Annotated in this window: 15 protein-coding genes; all 15 read right to left on the reverse strand. The window is 34.9% G+C overall.

What is annotated here, in order from left to right; genetic code table 11:
• Positions 1-19 precede the first annotated feature (19 nt).
• Positions 20-664 (reverse strand): MBL fold metallo-hydrolase, encoded by a 645-nt coding sequence (locus KF816_09590; GenBank protein ID MBX3008266.1) that lies wholly within the window; start codon positions 662-664, stop codon positions 20-22.
• Positions 664-1,872, reverse strand: a complete 1,209-nt coding sequence (gene aroC / locus KF816_09595; GenBank protein MBX3008267.1) for a chorismate synthase — start codon at positions 1,870-1,872, stop codon at positions 664-666. The genes KF816_09590 and aroC overlap by 1 nt, the downstream gene beginning before the upstream one ends.
• Positions 1,873-1,948: 76 nt before the next feature.
• Positions 1,949-3,442: a Do family serine endopeptidase gene (locus KF816_09600; GenBank protein MBX3008268.1), complete on the reverse strand. Its 1,494-nt coding sequence runs from the start codon at positions 3,440-3,442 to the stop codon at positions 1,949-1,951.
• Between the two features lie 19 nt (positions 3,443-3,461).
• The gene (gene recO, locus KF816_09605) at positions 3,462-4,196 is read right to left on the reverse strand and encodes a DNA repair protein RecO (protein MBX3008269.1); all 735 of its coding nucleotides are present in this window, start codon (positions 4,194-4,196) and stop codon (positions 3,462-3,464) included.
• A complete protein-coding gene (gene mtnA, locus KF816_09610) occupies positions 4,189-5,193 on the reverse strand; it encodes an S-methyl-5-thioribose-1-phosphate isomerase (protein MBX3008270.1) in 1,005 nt (334 codons plus the stop codon). The genes recO and mtnA overlap by 8 nt, the downstream gene beginning before the upstream one ends.
• Position 5,194: 1 nt before the next feature.
• Positions 5,195-6,103 (reverse strand): sugar kinase, encoded by a 909-nt coding sequence (locus KF816_09615; GenBank protein MBX3008271.1) that lies wholly within the window; start codon positions 6,101-6,103, stop codon positions 5,195-5,197.
• A gap of 22 nt (positions 6,104-6,125) precedes the next feature.
• Positions 6,126-6,602, reverse strand: coding sequence for an NUDIX pyrophosphatase (locus tag KF816_09620; GenBank protein MBX3008272.1), 477 nt, complete (start codon positions 6,600-6,602; stop codon positions 6,126-6,128).
• A gap of 4 nt (positions 6,603-6,606) precedes the next feature.
• Positions 6,607-10,050, reverse strand: coding sequence for a hypothetical protein (locus tag KF816_09625; GenBank protein MBX3008273.1), 3,444 nt, complete (start codon positions 10,048-10,050; stop codon positions 6,607-6,609).
• 62 nt (positions 10,051-10,112) lie between these two features.
• Positions 10,113-11,339: an ABC transporter permease gene (locus KF816_09630; GenBank protein MBX3008274.1), complete on the reverse strand. Its 1,227-nt coding sequence runs from the start codon at positions 11,337-11,339 to the stop codon at positions 10,113-10,115.
• On the reverse strand, positions 11,339-12,574 hold the full coding sequence (locus tag KF816_09635; protein MBX3008275.1) for an ABC transporter permease: 1,236 nt from the start codon (positions 12,572-12,574) through the stop codon (positions 11,339-11,341). The genes KF816_09630 and KF816_09635 overlap by 1 nt, the downstream gene beginning before the upstream one ends.
• 158 nt (positions 12,575-12,732) lie before the next feature.
• Complete coding sequence (locus KF816_09640; protein MBX3008276.1) at positions 12,733-13,965, reverse strand: ABC transporter permease; 1,233 nt, start codon at positions 13,963-13,965, stop codon at positions 12,733-12,735.
• Entirely contained in the window at positions 13,965-15,203 is a 1,239-nt protein-coding gene (locus KF816_09645; protein MBX3008277.1) for an ABC transporter permease, read from the reverse strand. The genes KF816_09640 and KF816_09645 overlap by 1 nt, the downstream gene beginning before the upstream one ends.
• Before the next feature lie 11 nt (positions 15,204-15,214).
• Positions 15,215-15,937, reverse strand: a complete 723-nt coding sequence (locus KF816_09650) for an ABC transporter ATP-binding protein (GenBank protein ID MBX3008278.1) — start codon at positions 15,935-15,937, stop codon at positions 15,215-15,217.
• A gap of 29 nt (positions 15,938-15,966) precedes the next feature.
• Positions 15,967-17,241: an efflux RND transporter periplasmic adaptor subunit gene (locus tag KF816_09655; GenBank protein MBX3008279.1), complete on the reverse strand. Its 1,275-nt coding sequence runs from the start codon at positions 17,239-17,241 to the stop codon at positions 15,967-15,969.
• A gap of 23 nt (positions 17,242-17,264) precedes the next feature.
• Positions 17,265-18,611 (reverse strand): TolC family protein, encoded by a 1,347-nt coding sequence (locus KF816_09660; GenBank protein ID MBX3008280.1) that lies wholly within the window; start codon positions 18,609-18,611, stop codon positions 17,265-17,267.
• Between the last annotated feature and the right edge of the window lie 4 nt (positions 18,612-18,615).

The raw sequence follows: 18,615 nt of genomic DNA on the forward strand, positions 1-18,615 counted from the left end.
TTGATCGGTTTGAAAGCAATTAATTGGTAAAAAATGGATTGTGAATTCTTTCAAATCCGATAGTACTCTCAGACTCATGCCCGGGATAAATTGTAACTTCATCTGGCAGGGTAAATAAATTATTTGTTATCGAATCAATAAGTTGTTCATAATTTCCACCCCAGAGGTCGGTTCGACCTATGCTACCATGAAATAATACGTCCCCTGTAATGCAAATTTTTGCTTCTTCAGAGTATAAGCATACTTCACCGGGTGTATGGCCGGGGGTTTCTATAACCTTTAATAAAAAATTACCAAGTGTAATTTCAGAACTTTTACTCAAATTAAAATCGGGTTTTGGTGATCGCTCAAATGGAATTCCGAATGAAGATGCTTGTTCTTCCATCATATCTAAAAGAAATAGATCCCTTTGAGGAGCATAATAATTGGGGTTAAATTTTTCCTTAATGAATTTATTGCCAAAGATATGATCTATATGACAATGAGTATTGAGAAGATATTTTACAGTTATTTTTTTTGATTCGATAAAATTCACCAGAGTTTCTTTTTCATCATCATCAAAACAACCAGGATCAATTATTGCAGATTCTTTTGAACCCTCATCCCACAAAATATATGTATTTTCAAAAAATGGATTGAATACAAACCGTTTTATTTTTAGCATTATTTCCTAAAATTATTTTGAATTCTTTTGAAGTAATTTTTAGTAAAAGCGCTGTAATTATCATGAATCTCTTCCATAGAATTACCCCCAAACTTTTCAATAAAATATTTTGCTATAACCCAAGCAGCCATAGCTTCCCCTATAACCGCACACGCCGGAACCGCAACAAAATCGCTTCTTTCCCTTCGAGCTTCCACACTTTTCATGGAAGATAAATCAACACTTTGAATCGGCGTCATTAATGTAGAAATTGGTTTCATAGCACCACGAATTATTATCGGCATTCCGGTAGAAATCCCGCCTTCAATTCCACCGGCATTATTGGTCTTACGAATAAAGTTTTTTTCTTTCAGCAATATTTCATCATGAACTTGAGAGCCAAATAAATTTGCCGATTCAAAACCTAGCCCAATTTCAACACCTTTTACAGCCTGAATAGATAAAATTGCTTGTCCTAGTTCTGCTTCCAATCTTGTGTCATATTGTTCAAAACTTCCCAATCCAACAGGAAGGCCGGTAACCACTACATAAAAAGTTCCGCCTAAAGTGTCCCCCATCTTTTTTGCTTTTTTAATTTTATTAATTATCCTTTTTTCTTGTTCAGTATCAAGAACTCTAACAGAACTTTTATCAGCTAACGTTGCTAATTTTTCACCGGTTATTTTTGTTGAATTAGGTTTATTGAAAAGATTATCGATAAAATTATTTTTGGGGAATATCCCGCCAATATTTTCAACATAACTACCAACCTCAATTCCAAAATCTCTCAAGAATTTCTTTGCTATAGAACATGCCGCAACCCGAGCAGCTGTTTCTCTTGCACTAGATCGATCAATTGAATTTCTGATATCATCGAAATTGTATTTTATTGAGCCAACTAAATCGGCATGCCCGGGACGAGGAATTGTAATTTTTTCTGTTTTTGATATAGGAATACCTGCAGTCATTTTATCTGTCCAGTTTTCCCAATCACGATTCTTAATCAATAAAGAAATAGGTGATCCCATGGTTTTTGTAAAACGAACTCCGGATAATATTTCCGCACTATCGGTTTCAATCTTCATTCTTAATCCACGACCATAACCAGCCTGTCTTCTTTTTAATTGCTGATTAATGTACTCTTCAGTTATAGTGAGATTTGATGGAAAACCGGAAACTAAAGCAACCAATGCTTTACCGTGCGATTCACCTGCTGTTTGAAATTTGATCATAATTATCTTTGTGAAATTTGCGGCAAATATAAAAAAAAAGCGCCCAAATATGGGCGCTTTGAAAATTTAATTTTTAATTTGGGATATCGATGCCCACTAAACGTGAGGTGCCTTCAGAATTTACTACCCGTAATAAGACCGCATCCCCTTTTTTATTATTTATGATTTCTTCAAGATCTCCTGCTGACTCAATTGGTTTTCTATCTGCAGCCACAATAGCCCAGCCCGCACCTAAACCTTGTTTAAATGCCCGGCCATAATTTTTTGTCTCGGTAATCAAAACTCCGTTTTCAACTTTATATTCTTTAAGTTCGGCACTCGACATATTTTTAACTGTCATCCCAATATTTTCAAAATTAATTTCTTTTGAGTCGAGATTTTTACCCTTATTATTTTTGGAGAGTTCACTAACTGGTTTAACATCTGGTTCATCTTTTGATTTTAATGTAACATAACGTTCAATGTTTTTACCATCACGGAAGATTGTTAATTTAACGGAATATCCAGCTCTCTTCGCAGCAACATATGATTGAAGCTGATTTGGTTGATTAACTTCTAGCTCATCAATCTTAAGAATAATATCTCCCTCTTTAATATCTTCATTTGAAGCGGCACCGCCTTTAACAACGTCTTGAACCATCACACCTTTTGGTTCTTTAAGTCCAACAGCTTTTGCGGTTTGAGGATCAACTTCCGAAATACTAACACCAATATAGCCTCTGCTGATTTTACCATTTGCGATTAGATCGTTTGCCACTGATTTTGCAAGATTAATAGGAATGGCAAATCCATACCCAATATAAGTTTGTGAAAAACCATTAGTTGCAATTGCTGAATTTACTCCAATCACAGCACCATTCAGGTCGACCAACGCCCCTCCACTATTACCCGGATTTATTGCGGCATCTGTTTGAATAAAATCTTCGACAGCGTATTGATCTCTATTTATATTAATATTTCTACTCTTAGCACTCACAATTCCGGCAGTAACTGTCGAGGCTAAAGATAATGGGTTTCCAATTGCCATAACCCACTGCCCAACTTTAATTTTATCCGAATCACCCAGATATGCTACATTTAATTTTTTGCCATCAATTTTAATAACAGCCAAATCAGTCAACGGATCATTACCAATTACTGTAGCGTCAAATTGTCTTTTATCCTGAAGTGTAACAGTAACTGACTTTGCATTTTCAACCACATGATTATTAGTCAATATATAACCATCATCAGAGATTATAATGCCACTGCCGCCTCCTTGTTGTTCTCTCGGTGCATTATCTTTAAAGTCAAAAAAGAAATGGAAAGGATTTTTTTCCGGAGCTCTAGATGTTGAAACAACGGCGATTTGAACAATTGATGGGGTAACTTTTTCGGCAACTTCAACAAATGCGTTATTGAATGCTGCGGCATCTGCGTTTAACTGTTCTACAGGTGGAGTATCTGCCCCAATTTTTATATCTGCATACGAGGGACGCACTAATCCAAATCCCGAAACCAGTACGGCTCCAAAAACGATTCCGATAATAATTAGTCCGGCGGTTCCTAAAATACTTTTTGTTTTCATTTTTCCTCCAATATTTTTATCACATTTTTAAGGAATTTAAACCCTTGAATTCTCTAACGTTATTTATTAAAAATCTCTCTAAGATATTGATGAGTCGTGAAATATCTATTTGAGAGATATTAGATACGTTTTTTTTTTGGCTTAGACACAAAAGAAAATTAAAAAGTTCCGAATTCAATTCTACATTTGTAATTCTATCTTGACGGCATTCGGCGCAGACAATTCCTTGATCATAGATATATGAAATACTTTCCCCTTCCAAAATCTTTCTATTGCAAATACTACACTCTTCCAGTTGAAACTCATATCCAATCTCTTTGATAAAGAAAAGCATATATCTTAAAAACAATACTGATTCATCTTCAGGTCCATTTTCTATAAGTTTAAGTATCTTAATAGTTCCTTCGAATAACCGTTTATTCGGATCATGCTCAACAGTTAGCGCAGAGATCAATTCAACTACTGCAAGCGCATATTTTAGCTTATCATAATTGTCTTTTGTCTTTCGAAAATGATTGATCAAGTCAATATCAGATATCAATTGAATTTCTCGTGTGTGCTTATTATACAAAACTATATTAAGATGATTTAGGATGTCTACAGTTTTACCATATTTTGATTTTGGACTTTTAGCTCCTTTAATTATTCCGGAAATTCTGCCCAGGTCCCGGGTATAGAAATGCGCAATCCGGCTTGTCTCACCAAATTCTATTTTTTTTAGAACTATCGCTTCTGTTTTTAATATTTCAGACATGATTAAAGTTGTATGGTGCTGAATAAATATTGCTCTCGGTTATTATGCCTGTTATAAGATTACAGGGTGTTACATCAAATGCGGGGGTAAATGCGTGATAGTGATCAAGAGTGATTCTGTGATCATTTATTGAATTAATCTCTGATTTGTCTCTTTCTTCTATTAAAATATCATTTCCAGTGCTACATTTTTTATCAATTGTAGTTGAAGGAGCAGCAATATAAAACGGGATATTATGAAATGAGCAAAGTACTGCAAGGTTATAAGTCCCTATTTTATTTGCGGAATCTCCATTGGCGGCAATTCTGTCTGCTCCTGTAATCACAATATCCACCAATTTATTTTTGAAGAGGAATGCCGCGGTCGAATCGGTAATTATTTTAAACGGAATTCCCTCTTCTGCAAGCTCGAATGCCGTTAATCTTGAGCCTTGAAATAATGGTCTGGTTTCATCAGCGTAAACAATTTCAACAAGATTATTTTGAAATGCTTTTTTAATCACATTTAGTGCTGTTCCACCGCCGCCGGTAGCGAGTGCACCGGTGTTGCAGTGTGTTATGATTCTCATTTTCTTAGTAAATAATTTTAATCCTGTTTCAGCAATTCCATCGCAGAGAGCTATATCCTCATTATGAATCTTTATTGCCTCCTCTAGTAATACATTATAACTTAGCTCATGATTTCTATTCTCTGCTAATTTTTTCATTCGATCAATCGCGTAAAAAAGATTGACCGCAGTCGGTCTAGTTTTAGCTATTCTTTTGTATGCAGTATAGAATTTATTTTCAATTTCAGTAGCAACGTTTTTTACTGAGAGAGCAAGTGCATAGGCGGCAGCAATACCAATTGCCGGGGCACCTCGTACCGATAATCTTTCGATTGCAGATGCTATAATTTCATAATCATCGGTAATAATATATTCAACACTAAAGGGAAGCTTAATTTGATCAAGAATATGAAGATAACCTTCTTTAAAATGCAATGCTTCAATATTCATGTTAGCTAAAGCTTGAAAGATTTCTAAACTCAATATATCTGTTGTGGATTTCTAAAAAGCTCAAATCCTCCAATCCTTTTGTACTAAATTTTTCAACACAAAATGAAGCCATTACGCTACCATAAATTACAGCGCGTTTTAGATTGTCGAATGAGAAATCGCGGTTTTTATGCAGATAGCCGGTAAATCCGCCGGCAAAAGCATCCCCCGCGCCGGTAGGATCAAATATATTTTCCATTGGATAAGCCGGGGCTGAAAAAATTGTATCCTCGCCAAATAATAATGCGCCATGTTCCCCTTTTTTAATAATAAGGTATTTTGGACCCATGTTGGAAATAATTTTTGCAGCTTTGATTAAATTTGGTTCGTTTGATAACAAGCGCGCTTCCGAATCATTAATGATTAAAACATCCACTCGTTTTAATACTTTTAACAATTCATTTTTTGATCGGTCAATCCAAAAATTCATAGTATCACAAACAGTAAACTTTGGTGCGATAAGTTGATCCAAAACGCTCAATTGCAGTTCCGGCGCGATATTCCCGAGTATAACAATACTACTCTTTTTCTTCTTTTCAGGAATGATAGGATTAAATTTTTCGAATACATTTAAATCAGTGAATAATGAATCACGGACATTTAAGTCATAGTGATAACGGCATCCATATCTAAAAGTTTTTGCTCCTTCAACAATCTGCAATCCTTCTAAATCTATATTATGTTTTTCCAGCATTGTTATGTGATCTTGAGAAAAATCATTACCAACTACCCCCACAATTGAAACCGGGCCGGAGAAATAACTGGAAGCCAATGATATGTAAGTTGTAGATCCCCCGAGTGCATTTTCAATTTTATCGAAGGGCGTTTCGATATCATCAAGACCAATAGAGCCAACGACTAATAATCCCACGTTAATCCTCTTATTTATTTCTTTATAAATTTTTATCTGTTAAATCAATTTCCACAAATTGAAAGAATGAATTCTGATTTATAAAATACTCATTAATAATTTCTACCGATTTTCTTTGACCAGGCCATGCTAATAATTTCTGAGCTTCTTCTTTGCAAGCCCATCTGTATTCAATATGTTCATCGGAGAGTTTAACAATTGCGTCATTTCTAACTTGAGCGGCAAAAACCGGAATCAAACACATCTCATCTTTTTGAAAAGAGTAGAATGAATTAACATTTGGTACAACCCAAAATTTATCAGCCATCAATCCAGTTTCCTCTTTAATTTCCCGAAGAGCAGTTTGGAATGCCTTTTCATTCTGTTCAATTGATCCGGTAACCATCTGCCAAATATTGGGATATAATTGATCTACCGATCTCTTTAATAGTAAAAACTCAATTTCACTTTCTTGTTTACGAAATATATGTGCTTCAATAAGTTTAGAATCGATTATCATATCATTAAAAAAAGGCTCGTGCTTCGGCTCTAAAAGTATTTATTACTCTACCTTTACCCTGAAGTCTGCCATCATAGTTAACTGATGTTTGAATTAATTCAGAAATTCTGAAATCGAAAAAAGCTCTCCAAAAATAGTTTTTTCCAACGACATTTCCTTTGGTTATTTCGAAAGGAAGAACATCTAATTTGTTATTAGAGTTGAGTTCATTCCTCTCCAATTCAATTCGTAATCTTCCAATTTCTTCCAGTGAAAAAGTATACCGGAGTGTCTGAGAATTTTGTGAGACTAATGATGCTACAATCGGAAAGTTATCCTTAATTTCTCCAACATTTAATTTTAGACCAACTTCATACTTTCTTGATGGACGGTATGAAAAATCCGCAACAAGTTCATTCTTATTAATTAATCGCGCCCTTCCACTACTAATTGGAGCGGTTAGATTATCTGTAGTATTTATAAAATCGGTCTGAGTATTGAACTCCTCTATGAGCCTGAACCTTACTCGCAAACTTTTTTCTTTAAAGTAACCTTTTTCATTACCTCCACTATACTGGTTAAGCGTTTTTCGCTGCTGAAAACGCATTCTAACCGAAAACTCATTATTCGTTTGGAATAGATTAAAATCCTGCTGGAAAACCTGGCTGCCTCTAATAGTAGTTGAATCGCTTAAAAAAGTAGAGAGTTTTAATAAATAAATATTTGAGGTGACCGGATCTTTACTATTCTCTTCAATCCGCCATGAAGTTTCCGATGATAGCGGACTTAAAATTGCACTCCATAAATTATTGGACTTGGTGATTCTATTAAAATCTAATTTCCATCTGGTATTTCCTTTCAAATCCATTACTGGATAAAGTTTATCGGACGGAATTGTAACCAATGCATAGTCCCCTTCATACAGTGTGAGCTGAAATTCATTTTCTTCCGGAATACCATTGTTGTTTAGATCTCCCAAATAAATATAATTTCCACTGCCCTTGGGAACACGGACAAATATTTTTTCTAAACGAGCTGTTTGTTCTGATGAAGCTTGATAATATATATCACCGATTATAAAGTTATTGAATAGTGTTAACCTGTTCTGCGTTTGCAAAAGGATTGTTTCACTATCCCGGTAACCTTGTTCAACAAATGGCTTAGTAAAGTCCTTCTTTCTGAATGTAATTGATATGCTGTTGGAAATTTCATTAATTAATCTGAACTGCCCTTGTATTCCCCACAGAAAAGATTTTGATTGTTTCTGTAATTCGTTATTTAGTGGAAACCATTCATCCCTCAATGAAAATGTTGTTTTTAATTCTACACCTTTTAATGAAACAATCTCAACAAATGGTTTTATCTCGGAGAAACGAAATGAAGTAATAGCTGTTTTCCCATCAATATTGGAATCGTTTTTATAATCATATAAAAATTCAATACCAGGTTTAATATGCCAGAAAGAATAATAAAATGACCCGTTCTGTTTATTCCAATTTGAAAGATTATTACCCGAAGCTGAACTCACGTAATCAATTTCATAGTTAAAACCATAATTCTTCTCTTTAATGAAATTAACTCTTGTCGAATATCGATCAGCACTAAACTGTTCCCCTTGTTTTATATAACCATATTTTGAATCGATATTAAAATTATTTATAGGTTTGTAATTAAAGGATAGTTCTCTCAATATTTGGTTGCCAGTATTAGCTAAGTCCAAATTATAATTTCGATTAAATTCCACATTATCAACTCGGTCCAATGAAGAATAACTATCCTCAATAAATCTATCTTTAATTTGAGCACTAATTCTTCCTAAATTATTTCCAAATAAATTTAACTCATGTGGAAGTATCTCAAACAAAAATAACCGGGCATAACCATAATTATCATTATCATCTAGATTAGATATTGTATTTTTATCGAATGAACTTCCCGATAGATCAAGTGACAACTTTATATTTTCGGTTAATTGACTATTTATAGTAAGGTTAGCAATTTGTTTTAATTGCGGCATTGGTAAAAATATTACGGGCAGATAATTCCCTTTCCTTAATCCCGCAAATTTATAGACTCCTAAACTTTCTTTAATATAATCTCCTGCTCCTTCACCGACAAATGTGAAAGTTATATTATAAATTGAGTTTATATTTGATGGCGAATAAACATAATAGGTATGCCTCGTATTTTCCAAAAGAGTATCCACCTTATAGTAATTACCTAATGATTTTCCCAATGAATCCAAAGGTGCAATAGTTACTCCACTTTTTGATGTCCTCAATCTGTCATCTCCGGCATTCTTCAGAATTGAATTATCTTCCTCAGTGAACGCAAAATCGATCGGATTATTTTCATCATCGCCATCTCTATAAAAAGAAAGATTGATACCCAATTTTTTATTTAGAAAAAGTGAATTAGTATTGGCGCCTATAAAGTTTCTTTTAAAACTCTGATCTGTATATTCGAAATCAATCGTAATTCTGCTTGCTGATGTTATAAGTCTCTTTGGAGTGAATGTTACTTCTGAATTAGAATAATCAATAGTATAATCATTGTTTTCACCTCTTCTCAATTGTTCGCCATCTAAAAATACTTTTTCACTTCCGGCAATTATTATAATGTTTCTTTCATTATTACTTCCATATAATCTATAGGGACCTTGGTTGCCGTCGCTCCCCAAAAAATTATTACTGTTGTATTTCCCTTTTGACCCGGCAATGGCAACAGAACCAGAATGTTCTTCAAAAATGAACTCTCCTTTAAGACCTTGAAGCTTTCTGTTAATTTTCGAGAACTCACCACTGCCAATATTATAATCATAATCACCAAATGTACCGGCCGCATTTGGGTGCCGGAGTTCAATGAATACTTTATCCAATTCATCAAGTGTTTCTGTAGAGCCCTCTGGTTGGATAGGAGTATTTTCATCTGTCAATGCTGCTACAATTGTAATATCGTCGGCTAATTTTCCATTCAATTGTAATCGAAGACCACTCGTTAGTGTAAAATCGCGGTTTGTTCCTAAACTAAATCCGCGAATTAGGGCTCCACTTCTTTGAATTTCCTTCCCAAAAATTGATTCGGCACTATATTGATTTTGAGTATCAGAACTAAGTTTAATTTCACGGGTATTGCTTTCGGGGTTTACTATCAAATATCTTCTTTTATACTCTTTTTTTATTCCAGTATTAATTGATTGATATTTCACAATAACTGTATCTTTTATTGTATAATCTTCCAACTGTAATGAAAAAAATGCTTGTGAATAATTGATACGATACTGATTAGATGAAAGTTTTCTATTATTTATAAAAACCGATTCTGAGAAGGGTACAATGTTTAACGAATTTAGTATATACTTATTATCTAGACGCACAAAAAATGTATCACTCACGTTACTGAATGAATGATATCTTTGTGCAAATGAAGCAGAAAATGAAATAATTATCAGAAGAAAAATTTTTTTCACAAAAATATTTGTTTTAATTAGCCGGATAAATCTATTCCTTCTCTCCAATCAAAACAATAACTTTATTCGTACCGGAGTGCTTCGATAGGATCCAAATTTGAAGCTTTAACAGCAGGGTAAACACCAAATACAATCCCAACAAAAGTAGTTACAAATAATCCGATTGCTATCCACTCAACCGGTAATACTACAGAGACCCCGAGTACTAACGCTACCAAATTACCCCCAATTAATCCAAGTATAATTCCTATCAATCCACCCAGCCAGCTTAATGTCACTGCTTCCACAACAAATTGAGTAAGGATCGATTGTTTCCGGGCACCAATCGCTTTCCGAATTCCTATTTCTTTAGTCCTCTCTGTAACAGATACGAGCATGATATTCATAATTCCAATACCGGCGGCTAAAAGTGCAATAAAAGCTATTACTCCGGCTCCAAGTTTAAAATATTTGGTTATGTCGTTAAACTGATCAATTAACTGTTCGTTAGTAATAATTTCAAAGTCATTTTCTTCGTAACCCTTCAATTTTCTTATTTTTCTCATCGCGGTTATTGTTTCCTCCATCGTAGCGGCAATTAATTCTTTGCTTGGTGCTACTACAATAATAGAAGCGCTCCTTTCTGTACCAAAACATTTCTGAAAAGTTGATACAGGAATCAAAATGAAATTGTCCTGCGATTGCCCCATTATTGATCCTCTTTTCTCAAAATAACCAATGACCTCAAAATTGAAATTCTCTATTTTAATTGATTGACCAACCGGATTAATGTTTCTAAAAAATTTCTCAACCATATCATAACCAAGTACTGCTACAGGGCGAGAATATTCTATATCAGGCTTACTTAATACTCTTCCCCCGCCCAGCTTCAAATCAAAGGCAGCGTTAAGTTCCAGATTGGCACCAGCGATACTTACTGATGGATTTGTTTTCACATTTCCAACACGAACTACTTTACCACCAGTTGTTACTTGAACACCAATGGCACTTGGCATTGTTGTCATTTCTCTTAATCTTTCACCATCTTCAACTTCGAGATCCTTTCTATTTCTATATTGACGCCGACTGTGCGGCCCCATTTGTATAGCGGGATATTTTTGTATTATAAAATTTGTTGTTCCTATTTGATTAAAAGTGTTTTCTACACTCTTTTGAATGGCGCTTATTGCCGTCATTACAATTATTATTGAAAATAACCCAACAGCAATTCCTAGCAGAGTAAGTATTGATCGGAGTTTACTTCCCCTAATTGAGTTGATGGCTAATTTCACACTTTCCAAAAACTGCATTATTCGTACCTCAGCGCGTCAACCGGATTTAATCTTGATGCTTTCCAGGCTGGCAAATAACCTGAGATAAGTCCAACTACAATTGAAATAACTAACGCAATTACAACAACATTTAGGGGCATTGATGTTGGTAAAAATTGATTAATTATTAGGCTTAATGGGAATGAAATAATTATACCGATAATTCCTCCTAAAAGACATAAGACCGCGGCTTCAGTTAAAAATTGCAGAAGTATTGACCATGTTTTTGCCCCAATAGCTTTCCGAATACCAATTTCCTTTGTTCTTTCCGTAACCGATACAAACATTATATTCATTATTCCAATTGCGCCTACAAACAAAGATAATGCTGTAATTAAAATTCCGGCATAGGCAATTATACCGACTGTTTGGTCATACATCTCTTTTAATGCTTCTTGTTGATTTATAGCAAAATCATCCTCTTTATCAGGTGGTACTTTTCGAATAATTCTCATAGCGGCAATAACTTCTTCCTTTACATCTTCAACATCGCCGGCATCACCAACTTTAATATCAATTCTAAGTCTATCGCGCGTATCGCCAAACACTTTTTCAAAAGCTTTCATCGGCATGATAATCTGACCATCGGCACTGAACGATCCTAAAAACCCGCTCCCCTGCTTTTCGAGAACACCAATGACAGTAGTTGTTACATTATTGATTTTTATATTTTTATTTATAGGGTCTTCATTAGGAAACAACTCATTTTCGATATCCTTCCCTATAATGCAAAATCGCCGCCCAGCATTAGCATCTGATTCAGTAAAAAATCTCCCCTTCTCAAGAGACATCTGCGAAGTTTTTTCATACTCCTCATTCGTGCCATAGACCATAGTGGAGCTTACCGATTTTTCTTTTCTTTTAACATTGGCTCCAAAAGATCTTTTGTTGGGTGCCATTGCCTCATAGTTTTTGAGCATTTCTCGGAGTCTGGTATACTGGCTATAGGTAATATTTTTTCTATTCCGGAATTTATTCCAGTCCCCCATAGTTGCCCAAGGGAATTTATCAACGTAGAGTACATCACTTCCCAGTGAGGAGATAGAACTCACAAATGCTTCACGTAAACCAACAATAGCGGTGGACATAGTTGTGACAGCGACGATACCTATTATTATTCCGAGTGTGGTTAATATTGAGCGCATTTTATTGGCTCTGATGGCTCTAAAAGAAATCGATACAACTTCTCTGAACTCGATGAAGAAGTTTTTCATGTTTTATTAGAAATGTTTTGTTTCAATATAATGAATACTTTAAAACTAAAAAAGGGATTATTAATTTATGATAGGTTAATGAAATTTACAGAGGCAGTTTTTTGAAATTTAAGTCTCATGGTCACAATCACAAAAAATTATGACCATGAGATTAATTTTTATTCATAGCGAAGTGCATCAATCGGATCGAGATTTGAAGCTTTATAAGCCGGGTACGTCCCGAAAACCATTCCTATAACAACACAAAGAATTACTCCAATAATTACCCAATCTATTGGTATAACAGCAGTTGCGTTGAGAAAAGATCCGGCAAGATTTCCTACAACTACACCTAAAAATATTCCAACGAATCCGCCAAGTAAACTTAGAGTTACCGCTTCAACCAAAAATTGAATAAGAATATTTATTTTTCTCGCACCGATCGCTTTTCTAATCCCTATCTCTTTTGTTCGCTCAGTAACACTAACTAACATTATATTCATAATTCCAACACCCGCTGCAAGAAGTGCTATTGCGCCAACTACAATTGAACCTATTCTAACTCCTGATGTTATATCATTAATTTGTGTGAGTACTTGTTCATTCGAATGAATCTCAAAATCATTTTCCTCACCAGCGGCAACTTTTCTTATTGTTCGAAAATATCCTTCTGTAAATTCAATTAATTCATTATAGGTGCTTTTATCAGCCGCCATAACTGTGATATTCACACTTCTCGAATACTTTCCGTAAAACGATTGAAATGTGGTAATTGGAATTATCGCAAAGTTATCCTGACTTTGACCAAATATTGCGCCTTGTGATTCTAGAACTCCAATCACTTTTAATTTCTGATTATCAACTTTAACATATTGATCTACAGGATTGACATTTGGGAAAAGTTTTTTTGCTACATCGGCACCCAATACAACAAAATTTTGATAACTATTTACATCTCTATCATTAATTCCTCTTCCATCCTCAATAATCCATTTATTATTTGGAAAAGCTTCCGGAGTACACCCACACAACATTACATTTGGGTTTGTTTCAAGATTGCCAACCTTAAATTGTCTTCCAAAATTCCATTGTTCGGCACCAACAGATTGAGCCTCAACAAGTTTTTCCTTGAGTTTATAATATTCCTCAAGAGTAATATCGGGTCTATTTCTATACTTGGCCCGTTCACTCGGTCCGCCGGTTTGCACTGCCGGCCATTTTTGAATTTGAAAAGTATTTTGACCTAATTGAGAAACACCTTTCTCAATTGTAGTTTGCAGCATTTCGATAACTGTACTGATGGCAATTATAGAAAATATGCCCACAATAATTCCAAGTATAGTTAATACTGAACGCAATCTATTTGCTTTCAGGGAAGATAAAGCAACACTTACTGTTTCGCCTAGTCTCATTATTCATACCTCAACGCTTCTACCGGATCTAATTTTGCCGCGGTATAAGCGGGGGCAAAACCAGACACAACTCCGGTTGCTAATGATATAATTATTGCAAGAATTAGTGCATCAATCTGAATTGTTGTCGGCAGAAATTGATCTATTATCATGCTTAAAATAATTGCTATTATTAAACCAATGATGCCTCCAATTAAACATATAATCGCAGATTCAGAAATAAACTGAGTTAAGATTGTTCTCCGCTTGGCACCAATGGCCTTTCTCACACCAATTTCTTTTGTTCTTTCTTTTACTGAAACGAACATAATATTCATAATTCCTATTGCACCCACAAACAAAGAGAGCCCTGTAATAAACAATCCTGCTATTTGAATCACACTTACAGTTTGGTTAATTGTATTTAATAAGCCTTCCTGCTGGTTTACGGAAAAATCATTTGGCTCATTATAACGCAGACCTCGAATTCTTCTAATGATACCGATTGCTTCTTCCTTTGTTGCTTCAACCAGCTGACTATTTTGTGCGCGAACATTAATTGTAATGCTTCTGAAAAATTCGGTTTGGAAGTATTTAAAAATATTTTGAATAGGGGTAAATGCCTGGTTGTCAGGATTAAAATTTCCCATAACCCAACTGCCCTGTTCCTCGAGAATACCTATCACTTTGAACTTATGGCCTCTAACCTTAATTTCCTCATTTAATCCGCCCCCACGAGGGAAAAGCTTCTTTGCAATTTCACTACCTAATACAATAACATTTCTGCCGCCATTACTTTCGAGTTCATTAAAAAATCTTCCCTCGCTAAATGTCAGGTTTGTAGTATTAATATATTCATCGGTTGTTCCCTGAACAATTATATACTCTACGAGATTTTCTTTGAATTTTAAAGTTTGATTAGACCAAACTGTTGGAGCAATTGCCGCCGGAAGTTTTGCCAATTCTTTATAACGCTCATAATCGTCAAGGTCTAAATTTTTTCTATTCCTCAATTCCCACCAGGGTGTATCGTTATTAAACCACTCCCATTTATCGATATAAAGATTATCGGAACCTAAAGATGCAACTCCGGTTTGAAACGCATTATCGATACCTTTAATGGCTGTGGACATTAATACTACTGAAGTAACGCCAATAACAATACCCAGGGTCGTTAATATAGATCGTACTTTGTTTGCACGAATCGCACGAAGCGAAATCAACAACCCCTCTTTAAGTTCAAATAGATAATTTCTCATTTTATTTCCGGTTATTTTTTTGATTCGCCATTCTTCTTCGGTACATATCTTTGAGTAACATGTTCATCTTTTTCAATCATACCATCTCTAATTCTTATAATTCTTTCCGCATGTTCGGCAATATATTCTTCGTGAGTTACAAGAATGATTGTGTTACCCTGTTCGTAAATTTCATTAAATAATGCCATTATATCTTCACCGGTTTTTGTATCAAGATTTCCAGTTGGTTCATCAGCCAAAATAATTGCCGGTTCTGTGACAAGAGCTCTTGCTATAGCAACTCGCTGCCTCTGTCCGCCGGAGAGTTCATTCGGTCTATGATGAATTCGATCCGATAACCCTACATGTTCAAGCGCGAGCCGTGCTCTTTCTTTTCTTTGAGATGAAGGGACTCCGGCATAAATTAACGGTAGTTCTACATTGTGCAACGCGTCCGATCTTGGCAATAAATTAAAAGTTTGAAATACAAATCCAATTTCTCTATTCCTAATTTTCGCCAATTCATTATCATTCATCTGGCTAACATTTACATCCTTGAATGCATAAAGTCCTTTTGTTGGAGTATCCAAACAACCAAGTATATTCATCAATGTTGATTTACCCGAACCGGAAGGACCCATAATTGCCACATACTCATTCTTATCAATTTTTAACGAAACATCTGCTAAGGCATGCACTTCCTCGGATCCAACCTGATATATTTTTGCTATATGTTCTATGTTTATGATATTCATTTTTTTACCATTATGGTTAAATAATCTCTTTATTTATTCTTATCCGTTTTCGCCTTAGCCTGAACAGATACTTTTTTATCTGCTTCCAATTCTTTAGAAATTGCTCTATATGGACCGCTCACAACTTCTTCTCCCCCTTTTAATCCACTTATAATTTCAATATATGAATCGTCGCTTATACCTGTCTTCACTTCAACTTTTTTAGCGACATTGTTTTCTATAAGGAATACTACTTCTTGAGGCTTATTATCTTTTCCATTTTTTACTTTTGGAGCGGCTTCATCATCCTCGCCTTCAGGTTTTGGTACAAATGCCATACGAGCGGTAACGCTTTGAATCGGAACAGTGATAACATTCTGTTTTGTTTCCGTTTGAATATCTGCGTCGCACGACATACCCGGTCTAGTTTTTGCATCTGGATCATTCAATAAAATTCTTACTTCAAAATTCACTACTTCGTCCTGTGTACCAAGTCCTTTTGTAAGGGCACTATTACCAATTTGAGTAACTATACCTTTCAATTCCTTATCACCAAATGCATCAACTTTGATTTTTGCTGTATCACCAACAGAAACAAGCACAACATCATTTTCATCAACTTCTACTCTCGCTTCCATCTGAGTTAAATCTGCAACTGTAAGCATTTGAGTACCTGGGCTGAATCCACTGCCAAGCACTCTCTCACCCAGTTCAATACTAAGCTGGCTCACTGTTCCATCCATTGGTGCGGTAACATAGGTTTTGTTAAGATTTTCAACCGCTTCTTTTAATGCAGCTTCTGCTTGAACAACATATGATTTTTGAGAATTAACCTGTCCAAGTGTTTGAAGATAAATAGCTTTTGATGATTCTAATTCAGCGTCACTAGCAAGTTTCTTCTCATATAGTCCCTGCATTCTCTTATAATCAGATTCCACTTTATTAAGAGTAGCACTCGTTGAACTTAGGGATGCTCGTGATTGATCTAAAGCAGCTTGAGCTCTATTTCTTTGTGCTTCATAAATATCCGGTTTAATCCTAACAAGAAGTTGTCCTCTGCGAACTTTATCCCCTTCTTTAATTGGTAATTGTACAACTTCACCAGTTGCCTCAGCACTAATTTTAACTTGATAAACTGGATTAATTTTTCCTGTTGCAGAAACAACCTGTGTAACTGTTCTTTTCTCAGCTTTTTCAGTTTGCACAATTATTATTTCTTCTTTATTCCCGGAAACAAATACTAGTACTATTATAATTACTAATAACAGTCCTAATCCGCCGAATATAAAAAGTTTCTTTTTCGATTTCTTGCTGCCGTTAGCCATTTCTATTAACTCCTTGAAATTATTTATTCATACTTAGAAAACTCTAATTTACCGAGTGCGTTGTTTAATTTATAATACTGGCGATAAAACTCGAATGAAGCATTTATTTGATTTCGCTGCGCATCAATATTATCTCTGTTAGCCTGTAGTACTTCTAAAATTGTTGCCGAGCCAAGGTTATATCTCTCTTGATTAATTTTCTGATTTTCCTGCGCGGCTGTAACATTTTTAATTGCAACATCAAGACTTTTCTTAGCTGCGGTTAAATCTAAATAAGTTTGTTTTACTTCAATTTTTATTTGACGCTCAAGTTCTTGAACATCCTCTTTAACATTCATAAAACTTATTTGTGAACTTTGAATTGCGGCTTCGGTATTGAAATTTGAAAAAATCGGGACCGAAAATGTCATTCCCACATTCAAAACTTTTCTGTCAAACAAGTTTGTAATTTTTGAGGCACCAGTGGAATATGAATAATCTAGAGATAATGTTGGGAATAAACCACTTTTTGCCATTGTTATGGCGTTTTCTGCTGCATTCATTTCTGAAAGTTTACTTTTATAATCCAATCGTTTATCTAAAGCGGATTTAACCATCAAATCCATACTCTCAAAATCATTTATATATGCATTGGTATCAACTGAGGTATCACTTTTAATAGGGTCAATCAATGAATAATCTTCAAGTACGTTTAGTGCTAAATAGCCAAGCAATTGGCTCTTAAGAGTCTCTGCAGTATTCTGTGCTTGTATAAGTATGAGTTCAGCATTACCTAATTGAACTTGGGCTGTATATACATCTGCAAGTGGTACCGAACCAAGTTGATTTCTTTCTGAAATTGTTTCATAAAGTTTTTTAAAGTATTTAACATTTTCCTCTCTAACTTTTAATAGGTCCTCAGCATTTAATACCATAAAGTAGAGATCAGTTGTTCTATAAACTATATCCTGCTTCATTTTTGAAATGCTGTATTCTGCGGCACTTAATAAATCTTTCTTTTGATATAATGATGATATGTTGGCTAAACCGTTGAACAAAGTAACACCACCACCAATTCCGAGGCTATAGCTTCTGCTATCTACAGAAGATGCTGGAATAATAACGTCATTTCCAAAAAAGTCCCGCTGTGTTCCACCAATGTCATCTACTTTTTGCCAGTTCCAACCTGCACGCGCACCTAAGTTTGGTAAAAAATCACCAATTGCAGATTTGTACTGACTTTCACTCACAGAAATTGAATTCTTCATTTTTGTAAGCATGGTGTTTTTTTGAAGTGCAATCGTTATAGCATCGTTTAAAGTTAATCTCTTCTGAGCAGTTACCGGTACAATCAGCAAGACGGTTAAGAGAATTATCATCAATCGTTTCATTACA

This window comes from Melioribacteraceae bacterium, assembly GCA_019638015.1.
GTDB lineage: Bacteria > Bacteroidota > Ignavibacteria > Ignavibacteriales > Melioribacteraceae > JAHBUP01.

Coding starts and splice junctions, on each gene's coding strand:
- mtnA (MBX3008270.1), bottom strand. CDS start 5,193: ATGAATATTGAAGCATTGCATTTTAAAGAAGGTTATCTTCATATTCTT.
- KF816_09635 (MBX3008275.1), bottom strand. CDS start 12,574: ATGAAAAACTTCTTCATCGAGTTCAGAGAAGTTGTATCGATTTCTTTT.
- KF816_09660 (MBX3008280.1), bottom strand. CDS start 18,611: ATGAAACGATTGATGATAATTCTCTTAACCGTCTTGCTGATTGTACCG.
- KF816_09620 (MBX3008272.1), bottom strand. CDS start 6,602: ATGATAATCGATTCTAAACTTATTGAAGCACATATATTTCGTAAACAA.
- KF816_09640 (MBX3008276.1), bottom strand. CDS start 13,965: ATGAGACTAGGCGAAACAGTAAGTGTTGCTTTATCTTCCCTGAAAGCA.
- KF816_09630 (MBX3008274.1), bottom strand. CDS start 11,339: ATGCAGTTTTTGGAAAGTGTGAAATTAGCCATCAACTCAATTAGGGGA.
- recO (MBX3008269.1), bottom strand. CDS start 4,196: ATGTCTGAAATATTAAAAACAGAAGCGATAGTTCTAAAAAAAATAGAA.
- KF816_09600 (MBX3008268.1), bottom strand. CDS start 3,442: ATGAAAACAAAAAGTATTTTAGGAACCGCCGGACTAATTATTATCGGA.
- KF816_09590 (MBX3008266.1), bottom strand. CDS start 664: ATGCTAAAAATAAAACGGTTTGTATTCAATCCATTTTTTGAAAATACA.
- KF816_09655 (MBX3008279.1), bottom strand. CDS start 17,241: ATGGCTAACGGCAGCAAGAAATCGAAAAAGAAACTTTTTATATTCGGC.
- KF816_09650 (MBX3008278.1), bottom strand. CDS start 15,937: ATGAATATCATAAACATAGAACATATAGCAAAAATATATCAGGTTGGA.
- KF816_09645 (MBX3008277.1), bottom strand. CDS start 15,203: ATGAGAAATTATCTATTTGAACTTAAAGAGGGGTTGTTGATTTCGCTT.